We start from the raw sequence: 17,094 nt of genomic DNA, 5'->3' as shown, positions 1-17,094 counted from the left end.
CGGCATTTCGCCCATGAAATTATTTGAATTATACATAATTTTATTGTTTATGTCAATATTTTTTATTATTTCATCCTGTTTTGAATTGTTTTAATTTTTCATTGCAATTTGTCCATATCCAAAGAGCCATTTCAGCAAGAACTTCCTGAATACAGCAATTTGTTTTTTTCCCTGGAAAAATCCAGGAATGATACACAGGTGGATGCATCTTCCTCTTCCGCCTGCATTGCACGGTTGTATATCTCCAATGCCTTCTCTACGGTGATCTCAACGTCATGATAATAATATAAGGTAGCTTGCGTATGGGAAACTACCCGTTCTATTAACAGCCTTGCATCCTGGTTTTCAAATAATATTTCATTTAAGTTGTTTCTTGTGATCATCATACGCGAGTCTCCTTTCGCATCAGAACAAATGTTCGTTTCATGGTTAAAAATTAAAACCACATCATAGTGGTTCCCGAAAAAATCACGTGTATGTGACTACGTGATGTTCAGGCCGGTTTACAAAACACCGCGTTCCGGCTGCCTGGCTAATACTGTATGAATCTCACAAAAGTCAGGAAGCGAGGTTGCGTGATTCGTCCGCCATCCTATTCATATTATAACACAAGCTAGACGAGAAAGCAAACATATGTTCTTTTTTATTCCCATTCAGCACAAAAAATGAGAGAAGCCAGATAAACATCAGTTTATGCGACTTCTCTCACTAAAAAGGGGAGGATAAGTATTCACTCATCTTTGGTATAATCCTATTATGGCCTGATCCAGATGTTTTATTCACATAAAACAAAAATTATTTTTCTTATACTGATTCCCCATGATGTTTTTCCATTTTCTCTTTTAATCCTTTTAAATAAATCCTGTTAAGAGTAAGCATCGCTTCTCCCTTTTTACCCGGCTCCTCTTTTATCTTTTCCTCCAGAGCGCCGATCTCTTCCTGACATTTGCTGATCTGGTCTCTCAGCAAGGAACGGCTTGGTTTCTTCATCAGAGTCGGTAAATCAAGAGTTCTGATAAGAAAACGAGTCACCGCTTCCTCTTTATTTTCCTCATTCTCATAGATTCTATTAAAAAAATCACATACCGCATGGTAAATATTACGGTGCTGTCTGGTATCTTCTCCGTCTCTGCCGCAAACAAAAAGACTTCCTTCTCTTATTATGAAACAGACTGCATCCGAATCCTCTTTATCCAGGCTGAATTTACTTTTTTCAATTCCATCCTGTTCCATCCCTTCATAGATGATATCAAAAATATACCATTTGAATTCGCTGATTTCAGCCGTTTTTTCAAGCGCATCCAATCCGCTCATTTTCGCATCTTCCATTCCTTCTCCTCTTTCCTGTATCCTGTTATTTTTTGTACCTTTCCTGAGCCGGAATAAGCTGGTAAGCCAAACCAGCATCAGATCAGGGCAGGGCTCAAAGCCGGCTCTTTCATTATATCGAATGTTTTCAATAACCTCAATCATAAAATAAAAACGGACAGCATGAGATATCCATTGTGCTGTCCTTTATATATTTGTAAGCCTTTCAAACAGCGTGTTAACTTCGATCTGCCCATATCCCCAGATATTGTTTGGATATGAAATCCCGGTATTACGCTGCGCTCCGCGAATAAGCAGACGGTTCACGTCGTTTCCGGTGATATTGGTATAATTTCCCCTTGGAATGGCCCATTCAAAAACCATGGCAACAACACCCGCCGCCTGGGCTGCCGCGGAGCCGCTTCCTGTTATGCTTCCATATTGGTTTCCCGGAACCGCACAGGTAATCTCATGCCCCGGTGCCGCTATGTCGGGTTTAACGAATCCGGTTCTTGTATAGCCTCTTCCTGATTCAGGCAGTACGGTGTCATTATATTGATTATAAGCGGTGACGGTCAGAGGATTGGTTGCATTTCCAGGTGATGTTATGGTAGTATCCGGATTGGCATTTATAAAAAAGGTTTCTTCTGAGATTAATTGTCCTGACGGCAGCCAGGTGTGAAAGGAAAATGGTCCATTATCAAGGTTTTGAACCCGAATGTTCCAGATTCCGGGAAGAGGATTCTGAAAACGCATCAATATCAGCTGGTCTCCAGTCTCTTCTTCAAAAATATAATTATTGATCCATACGACGCTTGGGTTAAATACAAAGGCAAATCTTCTGCATTCCCCAAGAGCAGGATAGACCTGCCCTGTTGTCTCTCTGTTTGGAGCGATTATCTCTATAGCCAGCCTTGCCGGAGCAAACGGCCATAGCTCAATGGCAAACAGTTTATCACTTTCGCCAACTCTTAATTCAAAATTATTCAGGAAGGGTTCCGCAGTGGTGCTGTTAAAGTAATGTCTGCGTTTGTTCGCTTCATTACCTGTACTGATCGTTATTCCGATATGGGGCTGCTGAGCCAGGTAATTGGTAATAAAGCTGGTAGCTCCCCGTCCGTCATGGCTTGACTGGTTTGTTCCCATTGCAATGCATATGGCAATGGGACGGTTCAGCCTTTGAGCAACGGTAGTCGCATAACCGATCCCAATGATTAAATCCGACTCCTGATAAGATTCAACGTTTTCAGGAGCAAAAAATATATTTTTCAGATTGTTCTTTGCCGGCTTTAATTTTACCACCAGCAGATCGGATTCCGGGACAACACCGCTAAATGATTGCTCCAAGCTTGGTTTGCCCGCCATTACACTTGCAATTGCGGTTCCGTGACCATTGGTGTCCACAGAAGGAACTATGGATAAGGGGTTTTCCGACTTAAGCGCAACATTGATATGCTCCCTGGTATATTCGGTGCCGTACGTAAATCCCTCCGGCGGCGCGCCCGTCTGTATGGTCTGGTCCCATATGGAAATAATACGGGTCGTTCCGTCATTATATAAAAATGCCTGATGCTGGTAATCGATCCCGGTATCAATGACCGCAACAATCACTCCCCGCCCGAATAAAGCCAAGTAAGGATTTCTCTGGACCGTTCCGATACCGGATTTTTCAAGACTGACGGTGGAGCTAAGGGTCAGTAAGGAAGGAAATGCATTATAAGGATAAATTCCCAAGTCGCAGGGATTCGCTGTACCAACAGGGATATGAGCCAAGGAATGCCTTAAATCCATGGGGGTTATATTATCTCCGGTATCATATGTAGGAATCATAACATTACTAATGATCAAGTCATAATAATTTTCATCCAATATTTTTTGCATCGTCAGGCCTCCCTGTCTAAACTACTGGCGCATATGATATATTTTATGCAACCGGGCTCCTATTATGAGCATAAGAAAAGAAGGCGTACTCAAGCTTCTATGAATTAGAAGAAGCAGCCGCCTGTTTACAGACAACGCTCATATCGGTAACAATGCTGCATAAAATATATCATATGCTCTAAGCAGATCTTGTCAAGGAGATTTAATTATGGAAAAAATATTGGACAATAATTATTACGACTTGATTATAAGTAATTTATTAATTCCTTCCTTTGGAGTTGGGGATGATGTTACATTGCTCAATGACAGGTTTTCCCTGCTGCATGTATTCAAACACAATATGCAGCCATGTAATCTGGGGGAAACTCCTTACCATGTTTTTCCATCCCTTTATACCCTTACTTCTGCCGTTACCCCTTCCGCCCCAGATATGAATGACATAACATCAGAAACGGATTTCACTTTATTTGGACAGGGAGTGATTATCGGCATCGTAGACACTGGTATTGATTACCGGCATCCAGCATTCATGAATAAAGATAAAACAACCCGTATCCTTTCCATATGGGATCAGACACAGCAGGAAGGAACACCTCCCAAGGATTTTACCTTTGGTACGGAATATACAAAAGCTTCCATAAATGACGCGCTGCACTATGAAAATCCTCTTGTCGTTGTTCCTTCAACTGATGCAGTTGGCCACGGCACAGCCATTGCAAGTATCATTGCAGGTTCTCCCGTCAATAACCAATCCTTTCGCGGAGTAGTTCCAAATGCAGAGCTGGCTGTTGTAAAATTAAAAGAAGCCAAGCCGAATCTTAAAATGATATTTTCTGTTCCGGAAGACAAACTATGTTTCCAGGAATCAGACATAATTCTTGGAATACGTTATTTAGTTTCCATAGGCCAGCGATTGAAACGTCCAGTTGTCATATGCATTGCTCTGGGCAGCAGTCAGGGCAGTCACGATGGCAGGGGAGTTTTAAGCAGCTACGTGGAAAGCCTGGTCCAGCAGCCTGATCTGGGTATTTCCATATCCGCCGGAAATGAGGCAAACAGCGGCAGGCACTATTTTAACAAAACAACTTCCGCCCCATATTTTAATGATTTCCAATTAAATATTGCAGAAAGTGACAAGCAGTTCACCATGGAACTCTGGGCACACATTCCTGGAAGGCTTTCTATTGAAATTTCCGCACCAAACAGGGAAACGACCCCGTTTATTAATCCCACCCTCAATGAATGCCAAAAGTTTGCTTTCCAGCTCAGTCAGAGCATCGTTTGGGTAAATAACACGATCTTTGAACGGGAAAGCGGCGACCAACTGATTTTATTACGGTTTGATAACCCCCTTCCCGGAATCTGGCACTTCCGTGTTCAAAGCACGGAAAATGAACCTTTTTCTTTTAATTCCTGGCTGCCCAGCGGAGACTTGATATCAAACGGAACCTTTTTTTTAAATTCCAATCCGGATACAACCATCACCTCTCCCGGAAATTCCAGACGTACCCTGACCGTTGCTGCTTATAATCAGCGGACCTCCAATATCCTGGATGAATCGGGAAGAGGTTTCACAAGAAGCGGCCTTGTTAAACCTGATATTGCGGCTCCCGGATATCAGATCCCCTGTGCGTTTCCGGAAAATCAATACGGAACCTTAACAGGCACCGGCGCTTCTGCCGCCATTGCAGCGGGAGCATCTGCTATAATATTTGAATGGACTCAGGGCAAAGGTAACTTCACTTATATTACAGGTGAACAGGTCAGCCGAATGATTATAAGAGGAGCACAGCGTAACCCTGCTTACAATTATCCCAACAATATATGGGGCTATGGTCAATTGGATGTATACCATGTATTAGAACGCGTTTCCATGATCCTATAATAAATAAAAGAAACCAACTCATAAACATTGGTTTCTTTCAATCGATACTTAGGTTCTCTTTAATCTTCCTGCATTGTTTCCGGCTGTATATCCAACTGGCTTGTACAATTGGGGCAGCGGGTGGCATTTACATTGATCCGGGTAAAACAATATGGACACTCCTTATCCGCTGAAGCAGCCGGCTCCGCCTGCTGCTTCTTTCCGCGCAGGGAATTAATCACCTTTATCATCATGAAAATAACAGAAGCCATGATTAAAAAGTTTATAACAGCCGTGATAAAGGTTCCATAAGCAAATACCGGCCCAAGAGACTGTGCGGCCTGAAGCGTGGAAACATCTGCGCCTTCCGGAGCAGTAAACAGAAGCACGAATTTATTGGAGAAATCTACTCCTCCGGTAATCACTCCGATCAGGGGAGATATGATATCCTTTACCAGGGAATTGACAATCGTCTGGAAAGCAGCACCGATAATAACACCAACTGCCAGGTCCACCACATTCCCACGTAAAACAAATTCTTTAAACTCAGCTATAATACCCTTTTTATCTCCCATTGACATCCATCCTCTCTTACAGATTTATGAAACCTGTTGGTAAACTATGGTATTATAATATCACAAAACAGCAGATTCTGCAATTCATGGAACTAAAAACGGCCGACAGAACGCTTGTCCATTAACCGCCCATAGCAACAGTAGATCAATTATGGATTAATTATAAAAAAGCGGGTCCGGAATACCGGATACCCGCTCATCCTTTTATCAGCCTTGCCTATCTTTTGATGCCTCTGCAGCATGGATCATTGCATCCATCTCTGAAACCGGCGCAATATGCCTCTCTTTTTGCTTCTGCACAAGGATCAACGTTACTTTTATTACAGCATCTATTTTCGCATCTATTTTCGCATCTATTGTCACAATTATTGTTGCGGTTACAACCACAAGAACAAGAATTAGAACATCCCATATCATACACCTCATCTCATAATTATACCTTATTGTATGGGATTACCAGACAAGATGTGAATCAAATTTTAATGCAGTTTTTGCAAAGATCCGATTGAAAGAACTCAGGCAAACAATCCATATGTCTCACTTATAATTCCCTGATAATATTGATTTTACGGCATTCTCTATTTCCTCATAACCGGTACACCTGCATAGATTGGATTGTAACCATTCCTCTATGACAGGATCATCTGCATTGGGCTTGTGCATAGCCAGTGCATGGCAAACCATCAGAAACCCGGAAGTACAGTAACCACATTGAAATCCCCAGTTTCTTATAAATGCATCTTGTATCGGAGCGTTTTTCAATCCCTCCACTGTGGTTATTTTATGTCCGACTGCCTCTGCCGCCAGCATTAAGCAGGATTTGACAGGCATGTCATCAACCAATACCGTGCAGGCTCCGCAATCTCCGTTCTCACAGCCGCTTTTGGCTCCGGTTAAAGATAATTCCTCACGAAGGACATGAAGCAGAGTGTGAGATGGCTTAACCATAACGGTTTTATCTTCACCATTTACATTAAGAACAATGATACTGTTTCCTGATAAATGCATACAATCCCTCAATTCCTGAAAGGATCATCCGATCTTTTCAAAATTAATAAACATTTCCTGAAGCATATTTTCCAATACGAATTCCCTATACTCCCTGCTTCCTGATAAATCACTTTTACAATCACTGCGGGCCAAATTTATGACTTTTTTAATTTTTTGTTCCACGTTATATAATTTATGGTTTATGATCCTCTCCGATAAAATGATAGGATTATCACCATACCCGGCAATCGCCGCTTTTACGGCTTTCTTATTTTTTAATGCCACCATAGTAATCAATGGATAATCTATTTTCTCCTGTTTGGTTCTTTTTACATGATTGTAAGGTATATTCAAATCACTCTCTTCTATCAATATGGAGACCAGAAATTCTCCTTCTTTTAGCTGCAGTTTTCCATTGAATGCCTTTGAAAATGGCAATTCAGTCAATCCTCCCCGTGTCATTACCTGCAAGGTACAATCACTTATCATCAGCGGTAAGGATGCCTCCCGGTACTTGATTGTGCCGGCCAGATTGCCGCCTATGGTAATTTTCCCTTGGATCGTATGATCTGCAATTCTTTTTATGGTTTTAGACAAAAGAGGATATGCATTACATTCCGCAATGTTTGTAAGGGTTTGCGCAGCTCCAATCCTGAATTTCCCGCCGCCTACCTCAAGTTGGCTGCATTCCGGTATTCCTTTTAAATCAATGACCGAATCGAATTTTATGCTATTTACCCTGGCCATACTGATAATTTCAGTACCGCCGCCATAATAAAGAGGTTTTTTGTTATTTGAAAGCAAGTCATGATAGCAATCAAATGCTTCCTCCATGCTTCCCGGTTTATAATAATCAAAATCAAAAGGAATCATAGTTTAGACCTTTCCCTCCATATGAATTCAGGCGTAATTGGAAGCCGGCTTACATCGATCTGAGCTGCCAAAGAGATGGCATTAGCCAGTGCGGCAGGTATTCCAATAATACCATGCTCTGCAATGCCTCTGGCTCCATAGGGCGCATCAATCTGAGGAGTCTCTATAAAATCAACCAGATATTCCGGATTTTCTCCGTAGCGGATCATCTTATAGGTGCGGAAGCTTGTATCTTCTACAATTCCCTCTTCATTATAGACGAAATCCTCACTGGTACCAAGTCCCAGCCCCATGCACATGCCGCCCATGACCACCCCTCTTGCAGTCTTGGGATTTATAACCTTGCCCGCATCAATCACAGTAGCAGCCTTTAGCAGCCGGTAGGTATGCTGTCTGGTATCATATTCAATTTCAACCGCCTGAGCACCTACCGTCCAGCTACGGCCGGGCTTACCCCGTCCCGTAGCCTCATTGAGGGGCGTAAGATGATTCATGACGTAGCTGCCACGTCCAATAACCGGCCCCTTGAGGGAATTTCCATTGGGAAACTTGTAGCCTTTTACCAGATCCTCGAACATGATATAAAGCTCTGGATCATGCTTTACAAAAATCATCTTATTCTCAAAATCCAGTTCTTCAACAGGGCACCGCAGGGCAATTGATGCCAGATCTAACAGCTGGGATATGGCATCATCAGCCGCATTTAATACGGCCCGCCCTACCAGATAAGTTGTCATGCTGGCAACGGTTTTCCATAAATACGGGGTTGACTGGGTATTTACATCCAGCTTTACATAAACGTCATTGACACTTATTCTCATTTTTTCTGCCAATATCTGTGCTGCCGTTGTTTTCATTCCCGGCCCTATCTCAGCAGCACCACAATCCAGATTCACGCTCCCATCTGAATTAAAGGATAAAACAGCGCTTGCGCCTGCATCTGTGGGAGTATCGGAGGTCTTTATCAGACAACTGATTCCTTTCGCTCTGATCAAACCATTCTCTTCTACTATGCGTGCGCCTTCCTTCCAGTTAATGATCGTTTTTAGTCTCTCAAGGCATTCTGCCGCATTCCCAGTATTGCTGGCGGTGACTTTGACCTGGGTGGGGGTTAAATCGCCGGCATGAACCAGGTTTATAAGCCTCAGCTGGAAAGGATCCATCCCTATTTCGTATGCCAGCTTATCCATCATTCTTTCCAGGCAAAAGGTACGTCCCTCATGTCCGAAACCGCGGAAAGAAGTTATATAAGGATGGTTTGTATATACGCTGTAGCAATCACATTGGATATTTGGTATCCGATATGGCCCGGCGCAATCAACAGCAATTGCTTTTGTTATTTTAGGGGAAATATCAGAGTATGCTCCGGTATCTATCTGGAATGTCATTTCAGCCGCCATGATCTGTCCACTCTTTTTTGCTCCGATCCTTATGGTTCCTTCCAGCCCTAAATGACATGGGGAGGTGACCATATCTTCCTCTCTTGTATTTGCCAGGTTGACCCATTTTCCTTTTACATTCATTGCCGCGATCACTGCCAGAACCTCTGGCTGCACACAGGCTTTTCCTCCAAATGCACCGCCAACCAGGGGAACCTGGACTACAATCTTTCCCTCAGGAATATTTAGGTATTTGCTGACCGATTCCTTGACCTCATAGGGAGATTGGGATGATGTCTTGATCCTTACACTGTCATCCGGCATGACCATGCAGTGAACTGCCCTGGTTTCCATGGCCGCATGATCAGACTGAGGCAGGGAAAAGCTGCCCTCTACTACAATTTCACTTTCCAGCCAGCCTTTTTTCATATCGCCTTTTCTGATTTTTTGATGATGGCAGATATTGGTCCCTTTTACGGGGTAAACCTCCTCAGTTGCTTTTGTATATAGCATGAGAGCTTCATGTATCATAACAGGATTCCTTTTGAAAGCTTCTTTCACGGAATTTACAACCGGTAAGGGCTTATACTCTACAAGTATCTTTCCCGCGGCCGCCTTTGCCTGCATTTCATCATCTGCTACAACGATGGCAACCGGTTCGCCGTAGTAACGTACTTTTTCTCTGGCCAAGGGAGGCCTGTCCTGAAGCATGGACCCGCATATCACCTGATGGTCTTTTGCAGTGATTACCGCTTTTACCCCCGGCATTACAGAGGCTTCCCTGGTATCTATGGATACGATCTGGGCATGAGCATGAACACTTGTTAATAATCTGGCGTAAAGCATAGGAGAATCTGTGAAATCATTTGTATATTTAGCCACGCCTGTTACTTTATCTTTTGCCTCTTTTCTAACCGTATCTTTTCCCAGCTGGGTTTCCATTGGACGCCTCCTAAAAATATTCTACCTGCTGATTAATACATGATCACCGTTTTTCAGTTGCACCACATCGGCTCGAAGTGCCTTTCCCAAATCAGTCAGACATATTTCGCGCTCCTCTGAGTCTGGGATATAAAGGGTCAAAGGGTCACCTGATATGATTCTTTCTTTGTTATCTGTTATATAAACTAATATCTCCGGACTACTCTGCCCCATTGATATCCCCTCCTATATTAATATCCATAATTGTATTGATTTTCCTGCTGTTTTCCAATACGGGTGTTTTCTTAATTACGTCTATTATGGCATCAGGATCACGAATAATTGGTACAAAAGCCAATAGCAGTTTCCCTCTTTTATAACTTTTTCTGGTAAAACTGTACCGCTTCACGCCAAAAGTTCTGGTAGCCTCAAAAAGCATGGCCTGCCTCTGCCCATAATTCTCAATCGTGATTCTGAATTTATCACTTTTCGGTTCTATGACAATACCGATTCCCTCTTTTAAAAATAATTCTCTGATCCTCTCAGTTCCCAGCACATTGGTAACATACATGCCATCCACAAATAAATCCGAATGGTCTATGGTTATTTTTCCTTCTTTTATATTGCAGATATCACCGATGCATTTGCCTTTTGTTATTCTTGTCAGGAAATAAATCATACAAAAGCCGCTGACTGCGGCAATCATTAAGTTTATAGCCAGATTTTTTACGGATAAAATACTTAAAACCAATACAACAAACAGGGAGGTAAGCATGGATAAATAATTTCTGGATTCATAGGTTTTAGCAATGCCGTCAATATAAGCGGCCCCTCTTTTTGAATATTCCGTTTTTTCCAGATCCTCAAGACTGTCTTTTTCTGTTTTTCTCACTTCCCGGAAATGCTGGATGGCTAAAGCAATAAAAGTAACTGCCGTGAATTCTTTATTTAACAGAGCCGGTATCGCAACAGAACCCAAAGCAGAAGCCAGAATTCCTATCACCAGGCTAATGAAACCTCCGGTAGGATAACTGGGATTTTGACGTGTATCAATACGAAGGGTGACGATACGCGCAATCGTTCCCATCACGATACCGCACAAGATGATTACAAGATCGTGAAATGCTAATGTTTTCTCCATATCTTTATAATGGCGTCACTTGTGAAACCATAATTCTCCAATCTTAATTTTAAATTATTATCTCCTTTTCGTGTCACAATATGCAGAAAATAGTAGTACTCTCAGACTACGGCTTTAAAAAAACCAGGGGTGGCTTTTGAATTCAAAGCTGCCCCTGGCACTTTTTATTTTTACTGCAAGCTATTTTAAATGAGACTGTTTGACAATGGTTTCCACCGTAATATTCATCTTTTTCTTCCGGACTTCATCCTTTAAAAGAATCAGGCAGAGAAGATCGATCATATAAAGAGTCGACAACTGACTGTTTACAAATCTTTCCTGATCAACAAACAAAGGGTTTACTACGGGAAAACAAAAATCAGCGCACTGTGCGATCGTGCTGTCAGTAAAGCTGGTAAGGCAGATAAGTTTTGCTCCATTTTGTTTCGCCGCTCTGACAGCATTGACAACTTCCACGGTTTCACCGGATATGGAAATTGCGATTACCAGATCTCCGGGTCCCAAAATCGAACTGTAAATCACCATTAAATGAGAATCGGTCACACTTTGTACATGAAATCCCATACGGGACAAACGGAGCATGGTTTCACAAGCAGTCAGCCCTGAAGACCCCACTCCGAAAATATAGATATTTCCTGCCGTGGCAATCTGGTCTGCCAAATACTCCAATGCATTTTTATCCATCATCTGATTGGAATGTTCGATCACGGTCTTGTAAAAATCATAAACCTGAGTCACAAGATCGTCCGAATGGGCAATCTTATTTCCTGCTCCTGCGCTTCCAAGCTGAATTTTCAGCTCTGCAAAAGATTTTCCTCCTACCTTTTTACAGAAGCGTGTGATAGTGCCGTCAGAAACTCCCACAGTAGCTGCCAGAACAGAGATATTCATATTCCGGATATTATTGCCTTCCTTCAAAATGTAATCAGCGATACTTCGTTCTTTATCTGTAAACGTACTATATTTCTTTTGAATTGATGAAAGAATGTCCATATTGGTACCTCTTGTGCTTTCGTCTTTAATTTGTGAATAACTGAACCCATATTTTATAAAGTGTTCTTATTATATCACTTTTTAATTAAAACGAAAAGATTTCAGAGGAAACAGAAGGAAGGCGTTAATTTATTTATTAACCTTTGACACTGCCTCGGCAAATCCACGGGTAATGCATTGGGGACGCGTAATGGCGGTTCCTACAACGACTGCGTAAGCTCCTGATTCTATAGCCCTTGCAGCCTGTTCCGGTGTGTTGAAATTTCCTTCTGCAATCACAGGATGCGTACATTTCGCAATCAAAGACTGAAGCACCTTAAATTTATCCAGTCCTTGCGACTGAGGCGTATATCCCAGCAGGGTTAGACCCACAAAGTCAAAACCAATCTCGTCTGCGCGCAGTCCCTCTTCTTCCGTTGAAATATCTGCCATAAATTTTTGATTAGGATATTTCTCATGAAGCTTATAAAGAAAATTCACATCCTGACTTATGGTGGCATCTACCGCGACTACATCAACACCTGTCCGAACCAGCGCGTCCACCTCTGCAAATGTGGGAGTGATATAAGGCTTGCCTTCCTCATATACTTTTTTAATAATTCCGATAATCGGAAGATCCACATTTTTCTTGATTTCTTCAATATCTTCTACGCTGTTAGCACGAATACCGACTGCGCCTCCCTCTTTTGCCGCCAGAGCCATACGCCCCATGATAAATGAACTGTGCAGGGGTTCCTCCGGAAGCGCCTGACAAGATACAACCAAACCTCTATTCATAAGTATCACATCTCCCTATTCTTCGCCGATTATGTCGTTTATTTTTGATTTTATCAGATCTGCTTTAGCTCCGAATATTGCCTGTATGCCGCCCTTAACTTCCAGTACGGCCGCTGCGCCTTCCCGTTTAATGGCATCTTTGTCAACCTTGCTAATATCCTTTACCGCTACACGCAGACGGGTAATACAAGCATCGCAATCTTCGATATTCTCCTTGCCGCCCAAAGCCGCAAGCACGCGAAGAGCCGTTTCAGCGATTGTACCCTTTGTTTCCACATTTACCTCATCATCTTCTCCTTCCTCGCGGCCTGGAGTCGGAATATTAAACTTTGTGATCAGGAAACGGAATAATACATAATACAGAATTGCCCAGAATACTCCCACCACTACTACATAGATCCAGTGAGTCTTTGCATTGCCCTGCAGGACTCCAAATAAGGTAAAGTCAATGATTCCGCCGGAAAATGTATTTCCGATGCGAACGCTTAAAAGATCGGCAATCGCAAAAGAGAGACCATCCAAAAATGCATGAATCACATACAGCCATGGAGCTACAAACAGAAACATGAATTCAATGGGTTCCGTAATACCTGTTAAAAATGATGTCAGAGCCGCCGAGAAAAACAAACCGAATACCAATTTACGGCGTTTTTGAGGTACACAGTGATACATTGCAAGACATGCAGCCGGTAAACCGAAAATCATCGTATCAAAACGGCCTGCGAAAAATCGTGTACCTTCGGTATACATTCCTGTAAAATTAGGATCAGCCAACTGAGCAAAGAATATTTTCTGTGCACCTGCAATCTCCTGTCCTCCTACAGTTGCAACTCCGCCTAACTCTGTATACCAGAACATGGGATAAATCATATGATGAAGGCCCACCGCTCCGCAAAGCCTCATCAAAAATCCATACAGAAATGTTCCAAAAACTCCCATACTTGCAATGGTCTGGCCGCTGGAAATCAATAATGACTGAAAAGGAGGCCAAATCAGGAAGAATATTGCGCCCACAAAAATTGCCGCAAATGAGGATATGATCGGTATAAAACGTGAACCTCCGAAAAATCCCAGAAACGAGGGCAATTGTATATTGCGGTACCGGTTATGGAAATAGGTAACCATACAGCCAATAACAATAGAGCCCACAACACCGGTATCAATTGTGTTACCATCCGGTTTAAAGACTGACAGCAATGCGCCGATTGACGCATTCATGACCAGAAAAGCAACCGCAGCTGCCAGGCCCGCCGTTCCTTTATCCTTTTTTGCAAGCCCTACTGCCAGACCAATACACATAATGAGCGCCAGATTCCCAAACACCACTTCTCCCGCTTTACTCATGACAGTAAATAATGCCTGCAGAGCAAAGATGTTCAAAAATGGATAAGCTGCAATAGTGTTTGGATTGGACATTGCCCCGCCGATTCCTAACAGAAGACCTGCTGCCGGAAGAATGGCAATTGGTAACATAAATGCCTTACCTAATTTTTGAAGCTGCTTAAACATAACTATATACCTCCTCCTAAGGCGCATATTGTACAAGTGCTGTTTCAATATGCCATTTTTTTTAGTTACTTTTATTATATTTTATAAAATTATTTTAGTCAATGCTTTTTTAATAATAATTATTTTAATCAAGTGTTATTAGTGATTTAAGTAATATAAGTGATCTAACAGGTACTGCAGCTGTTAAAAAGAATTAAAACGATTGGTCCAATAAAGGGGATTTTGCCGGCAGCTATAGTAGTTCCTTTGCAGAGAATAAGATAACTATTTCAGACAGCTAATTCATTTGCAAACATGATTGTATAAGTATTTGAGATAACAAAAAATGATGTTTATTTATTATGGAATCGAATATATGTTCTTTCAAGGATGTTTTTTACCGGGGCCAACGCCCCGGCTGTTAATAAGCATATGAATTCATGTAAATCTATTGCCTGATTTTACCTTCTTTAAAGTGTTTACGGCACAATGAAATGTATTTATCATTTGCACCCATTAATATTTGCTGCCCTTCCCTAACTATGTTTCCATCTTTATCAATCCTTGCATTCATATTGGCACTTCTACCGCACCAGCAGATTGTTTTTAGTTCCTCAATTTCATCTGCCAGTTCCATCAAGCGCTGGGATCCCGGAAAAAGGTGGGATGTAAAATCCGTTCTTAGACCGTAACAGAAAACTGAAATATCGTATTCATCTACAATATTAGAAAGTTGTTCAATATCATTTTCTGTAAGAAATTGTACTTCATCCACAATAATAGCATCTAATTCCATGATTGAATTATAATCGTAACCTTTGAATTCAGACCATAAAATACAATCTGCTTCCAATCCGATCCTTGATCTGATTTTCGTTTTTTCATCCCTGGTTTCTTTATCAGGTTTTATTAATAAAACATTTTTTCCCTTTTCTATAAAATTATATCTGGTCATTAGTGCGTTAGCCGTCTTAGAACTCCCCATTGCGCCATATCTGAAAAATAATTTAGCCATTTATTTCTCCTCATCTTTAAATATAATATGTCCATGTTCCATGTTTATTTAACATGAAATCACGAGAACTATAATAAAGTAAAAAAATCCTTTTTACAATAGCCATAACTTTAAATTGGCTAATTGAGCATATCTGATCTGTCCTTGGCTGTTATCCCTCAGATGCCCGACTGTCTCTCTCCCACTCTTAGTTAAGAACAATTTACCCGAACCATGTAATCACACTGACTAATAAATAGCAAATTAGCAGCTTTTATCAGCATTCACGGCAGAGTTTAGATTTGACGGATTACTGCTTTTTGGAAACTTATATTGATAGTTGGCAATTAAAGAAGTATTATACTTATATAGTTCATTTTTAAAGGAGAAAAAGGTATGATCATATTAACATCTCGTTTACAATTGCGTCCTTTTACAGAACAAGATTTAAACGATGTTTTTGAATATTGCAACCAAGTAGGGGTTGGAGAGATGGCAGGCTGGCCTGTTCACGAATCAATAGTGCAAACGAGGTCAATCCTTTCTGAATGGATACTGCAAGGACGGAAATTGGCAATAGTATGGCGTGAGAATGGAAAAGTAATTGGACATATTTCTATTGATGAGGATTCAGAAGAAGGGCGTGAGGATACAAGAGAACTTGGCTGTGCCTTAAATCGTGCTTATCAACGGCAAGGTATTATGTCGGAGGCAATAATTGCAATTCTGGATTATCTTTTTGATCATGGTATTTCATACGTTTGGGCATGTTGCTTTCAAGAAAACTTAGCTTCAAAGAATATGATTGAGAAATGTGGTTTTCTATTCCAACAGGAAGGAATTTATCATTCTAAAGAACTCAATAAAATATATCATTCTTTTGAGTATCGCCTTACAAAAAAAGAGTGGAGAGAACCGGAAACAAGATTCGAAAGTCCTGACAATCAAATTAAATACAGGAGTAACTCATGGTAAAAAAAGAATAGGGATATTTCTCCCTACTCTTAGATATTACGAGCTGTCTACCACGAGGTAGTATATTTTTTTCACTGACTCTATTCTTAGAGTTCGCTAGATTAGCTTTCTATATTGCAGCCAACATTTTCGATACAAGATTTAATTGAATTTTCGTCCGTTGATTGATTGTATCCGACTTCAATTGAACCTCTTGCTGCATCAATATTGACCATAGAAATTCCTTCTAATTTATCTAACGCATTTTTTAGCTGAGTTTTAATCTCCGAATTTTGTATGCCTGATATATTATAATGAATTTTGTTCATAAGATAACTCCTTTCTAGTTCAATTTATATTTTATGGACATTTAAAGCACATAAACCTTTATCATCTTGTTTAACGTCAAAATTAACAGACTCACCCTCGTGTAAATCTTTATTATGAGTTTTTTCTTTGACTTGTGAATGATGTACGAAAACATCCTGACCTTCGTTGGTTGAGATAAAACCGTAACCTTTTTCGTTATCAAACCATTTAACTACTCCAGTATAATTAGACATGTTGAGAACCTCCTTGCAAATCATCTCTCATACTAAGATTCTTTATCTTTCGAATTATCTGCCTTTAACCCGAATACAGCTCGAGCGCTTTCTGCTTGTGGATTATGATTAATATGTTTTGAATGAAAAGTACCATCTTCTTTTTTATGATTACTTGTACTTTTTTTTGAATTATTTTTGCTCATAGTTTGCCTCCTTTTATTATATAACTATTTTTTAGTATACCAATCATTTAAAAATTTCATTCTATGATCGGTTTCCACTTTAAACCAGGAAATTGTATTGTGTATGGGTAGTTAGAGAACTAGACAAGACTTTATATAAACATTACTGAATAAACTTAATATTAATTAGTTGGGCAATTAGACAATCATTTACGGAGAAAATTTCTAG

The 17,094-nt window shown here is 40.9% G+C and carries 19 protein-coding genes; 2 read left to right on the top strand and 17 right to left on the bottom strand.

The window, feature by feature from the left end; all coding sequences use genetic code 11:
* Positions 1–131: 131 nt before the first annotated feature.
* The 3 genes from AC27IJ_RS15485 to AC27IJ_RS15475 form a co-directional block, all read right to left on the bottom strand.
* Entirely contained in the window at positions 132–386 is a 255-nt protein-coding gene (locus AC27IJ_RS15485) for a hypothetical protein (RefSeq protein WP_312445816.1), read from the bottom strand.
* Positions 387–804: 418 nt separating this feature from the next.
* The gene (locus tag AC27IJ_RS15480; protein ID WP_487149659.1) at positions 805–1,329 is read right to left on the bottom strand and encodes a hypothetical protein; all 525 of its coding nucleotides are present in this window, start codon (positions 1,327–1,329) and stop codon (positions 805–807) included.
* A 186-nt stretch (positions 1,330–1,515) separates the two neighbouring features.
* On the bottom strand, positions 1,516–3,189 hold the full coding sequence (locus AC27IJ_RS15475; RefSeq protein WP_487149657.1) for a S8 family peptidase: 1,674 nt from the start codon (positions 3,187–3,189) through the stop codon (positions 1,516–1,518).
* A 208-nt stretch (positions 3,190–3,397) separates the two neighbouring features.
* Between AC27IJ_RS15475 and AC27IJ_RS15470 the strand changes: the two genes are divergently transcribed.
* Positions 3,398–5,074 (top strand): S8 family peptidase, encoded by a 1,677-nt coding sequence (locus tag AC27IJ_RS15470; RefSeq protein WP_312504143.1) that lies wholly within the window; start codon positions 3,398–3,400, stop codon positions 5,072–5,074.
* Between the two features lie 59 nt (positions 5,075–5,133).
* On the opposite strand, the gene mscL is transcribed toward AC27IJ_RS15470, so the two are convergent.
* The 11 genes from mscL to AC27IJ_RS15415 form a co-directional block, all read right to left on the bottom strand.
* The gene (gene mscL / locus AC27IJ_RS15465; protein WP_313260515.1) at positions 5,134–5,628 is read right to left on the bottom strand and encodes a large conductance mechanosensitive channel protein MscL; all 495 of its coding nucleotides are present in this window, start codon (positions 5,626–5,628) and stop codon (positions 5,134–5,136) included.
* A gap of 207 nt (positions 5,629–5,835) precedes the next feature.
* A complete protein-coding gene (locus AC27IJ_RS15460) occupies positions 5,836–6,045 on the bottom strand; it encodes a hypothetical protein (protein WP_312504141.1) in 210 nt (69 codons plus the stop codon).
* Positions 6,046–6,165: 120 nt separating this feature from the next.
* Positions 6,166–6,636, bottom strand: coding sequence for a (2Fe-2S)-binding protein (locus AC27IJ_RS15455; protein WP_312504139.1), 471 nt, complete (start codon positions 6,634–6,636; stop codon positions 6,166–6,168).
* Between the two features lie 24 nt (positions 6,637–6,660).
* Entirely contained in the window at positions 6,661–7,491 is an 831-nt protein-coding gene (locus AC27IJ_RS15450; protein ID WP_312445828.1) for an FAD binding domain-containing protein, read from the bottom strand.
* On the bottom strand, positions 7,488–9,812 hold the full coding sequence (locus AC27IJ_RS15445; protein ID WP_312445829.1) for a xanthine dehydrogenase family protein molybdopterin-binding subunit: 2,325 nt from the start codon (positions 9,810–9,812) through the stop codon (positions 7,488–7,490). Before AC27IJ_RS15445 ends, AC27IJ_RS15450 begins: the two co-directional genes overlap by 4 nt.
* Before the next feature lie 21 nt (positions 9,813–9,833).
* A complete protein-coding gene (locus tag AC27IJ_RS15440; protein ID WP_312445831.1) occupies positions 9,834–10,025 on the bottom strand; it encodes a capping complex subunit for YIEGIA in 192 nt (63 codons plus the stop codon).
* The gene (locus AC27IJ_RS15435; RefSeq protein WP_312445833.1) at positions 10,012–10,932 is read right to left on the bottom strand and encodes a YIEGIA family protein; all 921 of its coding nucleotides are present in this window, start codon (positions 10,930–10,932) and stop codon (positions 10,012–10,014) included. The genes AC27IJ_RS15440 and AC27IJ_RS15435 overlap by 14 nt, the downstream gene beginning before the upstream one ends.
* A gap of 180 nt (positions 10,933–11,112) precedes the next feature.
* Complete coding sequence (locus AC27IJ_RS15430; protein WP_312445835.1) at positions 11,113–11,925, bottom strand: MurR/RpiR family transcriptional regulator; 813 nt, start codon at positions 11,923–11,925, stop codon at positions 11,113–11,115.
* Between the two features lie 129 nt (positions 11,926–12,054).
* Positions 12,055–12,702, bottom strand: coding sequence for an N-acetylmannosamine-6-phosphate 2-epimerase (locus AC27IJ_RS15425; RefSeq protein WP_313260644.1), 648 nt, complete (start codon positions 12,700–12,702; stop codon positions 12,055–12,057).
* Positions 12,703–12,717: 15 nt separating this feature from the next.
* Positions 12,718–14,211 carry a PTS transporter subunit EIIC gene (locus AC27IJ_RS15420; RefSeq protein ID WP_312445838.1) on the bottom strand — a complete coding sequence of 498 codons (1,494 nt, stop codon included), beginning with the start codon at positions 14,209–14,211 and terminating at the stop codon, positions 12,718–12,720.
* A 427-nt stretch (positions 14,212–14,638) separates the two neighbouring features.
* Positions 14,639–15,205, bottom strand: coding sequence for a thymidine kinase (locus tag AC27IJ_RS15415; protein WP_487149651.1), 567 nt, complete (start codon positions 15,203–15,205; stop codon positions 14,639–14,641).
* 375 nt (positions 15,206–15,580) lie between these two features.
* Between AC27IJ_RS15415 and AC27IJ_RS15410 the strand changes: the two genes are divergently transcribed.
* Positions 15,581–16,159: a GNAT family N-acetyltransferase gene (locus tag AC27IJ_RS15410; RefSeq protein WP_487149649.1), complete on the top strand. Its 579-nt coding sequence runs from the start codon at positions 15,581–15,583 to the stop codon at positions 16,157–16,159.
* A 101-nt stretch (positions 16,160–16,260) separates the two neighbouring features.
* On the opposite strand, the gene AC27IJ_RS15405 is transcribed toward AC27IJ_RS15410, so the two are convergent.
* From AC27IJ_RS15405 to AC27IJ_RS15395, 3 genes are read right to left on the bottom strand one after another with little or no spacing between them, the layout of a single operon-like run.
* The gene (locus AC27IJ_RS15405) at positions 16,261–16,467 is read right to left on the bottom strand and encodes a heavy metal transporter (RefSeq protein ID WP_312504133.1); all 207 of its coding nucleotides are present in this window, start codon (positions 16,465–16,467) and stop codon (positions 16,261–16,263) included.
* A gap of 24 nt (positions 16,468–16,491) precedes the next feature.
* On the bottom strand, positions 16,492–16,701 hold the full coding sequence (locus tag AC27IJ_RS15400) for a cold-shock protein (protein ID WP_312445844.1): 210 nt from the start codon (positions 16,699–16,701) through the stop codon (positions 16,492–16,494).
* Positions 16,702–16,733: 32 nt separating this feature from the next.
* The gene (locus AC27IJ_RS15395; protein WP_312445845.1) at positions 16,734–16,886 is read right to left on the bottom strand and encodes a CPC_1213 family protein; all 153 of its coding nucleotides are present in this window, start codon (positions 16,884–16,886) and stop codon (positions 16,734–16,736) included.
* Between the last annotated feature and the right edge of the window lie 208 nt (positions 16,887–17,094).

The organism is Lacrimispora sp. YZC11, assembly GCF_057543815.1.
The sequence above is the reverse complement of the archived record's forward strand: the minus strand, read 5'-3'. Positions and strand labels throughout refer to the sequence as shown.

What these genes read in the sequence shown, in the direction of transcription:
- AC27IJ_RS15485 (WP_312445816.1), bottom strand. Translation starts at nt 386, where the DNA reads ATGATGATCACAAGAAACAACTTAAATGAAATATTATTTGAAAACCAG.
- AC27IJ_RS15480 (WP_487149659.1), bottom strand. Translation starts at nt 1,329, where the DNA reads ATGGAAGATGCGAAAATGAGCGGATTGGATGCGCTTGAAAAAACGGCT.
- AC27IJ_RS15475 (WP_487149657.1), bottom strand. Translation starts at nt 3,189, where the DNA reads ATGCAAAAAATATTGGATGAAAATTATTATGACTTGATCATTAGTAAT.
- AC27IJ_RS15470 (WP_312504143.1), top strand. Translation starts at nt 3,398, where the DNA reads ATGGAAAAAATATTGGACAATAATTATTACGACTTGATTATAAGTAAT.
- mscL (WP_313260515.1), bottom strand. Translation starts at nt 5,628, where the DNA reads ATGGGAGATAAAAAGGGTATTATAGCTGAGTTTAAAGAATTTGTTTTA.
- AC27IJ_RS15460 (WP_312504141.1), bottom strand. Translation starts at nt 6,045, where the DNA reads ATGATATGGGATGTTCTAATTCTTGTTCTTGTGGTTGTAACCGCAACA.
- AC27IJ_RS15455 (WP_312504139.1), bottom strand. Translation starts at nt 6,636, where the DNA reads ATGCATTTATCAGGAAACAGTATCATTGTTCTTAATGTAAATGGTGAA.
- AC27IJ_RS15450 (WP_312445828.1), bottom strand. Translation starts at nt 7,491, where the DNA reads ATGATTCCTTTTGATTTTGATTATTATAAACCGGGAAGCATGGAGGAA.
- AC27IJ_RS15445 (WP_312445829.1), bottom strand. Translation starts at nt 9,812, where the DNA reads ATGGAAACCCAGCTGGGAAAAGATACGGTTAGAAAAGAGGCAAAAGAT.
- AC27IJ_RS15440 (WP_312445831.1), bottom strand. Translation starts at nt 10,025, where the DNA reads ATGGGGCAGAGTAGTCCGGAGATATTAGTTTATATAACAGATAACAAA.
- AC27IJ_RS15435 (WP_312445833.1), bottom strand. Translation starts at nt 10,932, where the DNA reads ATGGAGAAAACATTAGCATTTCACGATCTTGTAATCATCTTGTGCGGT.
- AC27IJ_RS15430 (WP_312445835.1), bottom strand. Translation starts at nt 11,925, where the DNA reads ATGGACATTCTTTCATCAATTCAAAAGAAATATAGTACGTTTACAGAT.
- AC27IJ_RS15425 (WP_313260644.1), bottom strand. Translation starts at nt 12,702, where the DNA reads ATGAATAGAGGTTTGGTTGTATCTTGTCAGGCGCTTCCGGAGGAACCC.
- AC27IJ_RS15420 (WP_312445838.1), bottom strand. Translation starts at nt 14,211, where the DNA reads ATGTTTAAGCAGCTTCAAAAATTAGGTAAGGCATTTATGTTACCAATT.
- AC27IJ_RS15415 (WP_487149651.1), bottom strand. Translation starts at nt 15,205, where the DNA reads ATGGCTAAATTATTTTTCAGATATGGCGCAATGGGGAGTTCTAAGACG.
- AC27IJ_RS15410 (WP_487149649.1), top strand. Translation starts at nt 15,581, where the DNA reads ATGATCATATTAACATCTCGTTTACAATTGCGTCCTTTTACAGAACAA.
- AC27IJ_RS15405 (WP_312504133.1), bottom strand. Translation starts at nt 16,467, where the DNA reads ATGAACAAAATTCATTATAATATATCAGGCATACAAAATTCGGAGATT.
- AC27IJ_RS15400 (WP_312445844.1), bottom strand. Translation starts at nt 16,701, where the DNA reads ATGTCTAATTATACTGGAGTAGTTAAATGGTTTGATAACGAAAAAGGT.
- AC27IJ_RS15395 (WP_312445845.1), bottom strand. Translation starts at nt 16,886, where the DNA reads ATGAGCAAAAATAATTCAAAAAAAAGTACAAGTAATCATAAAAAAGAA.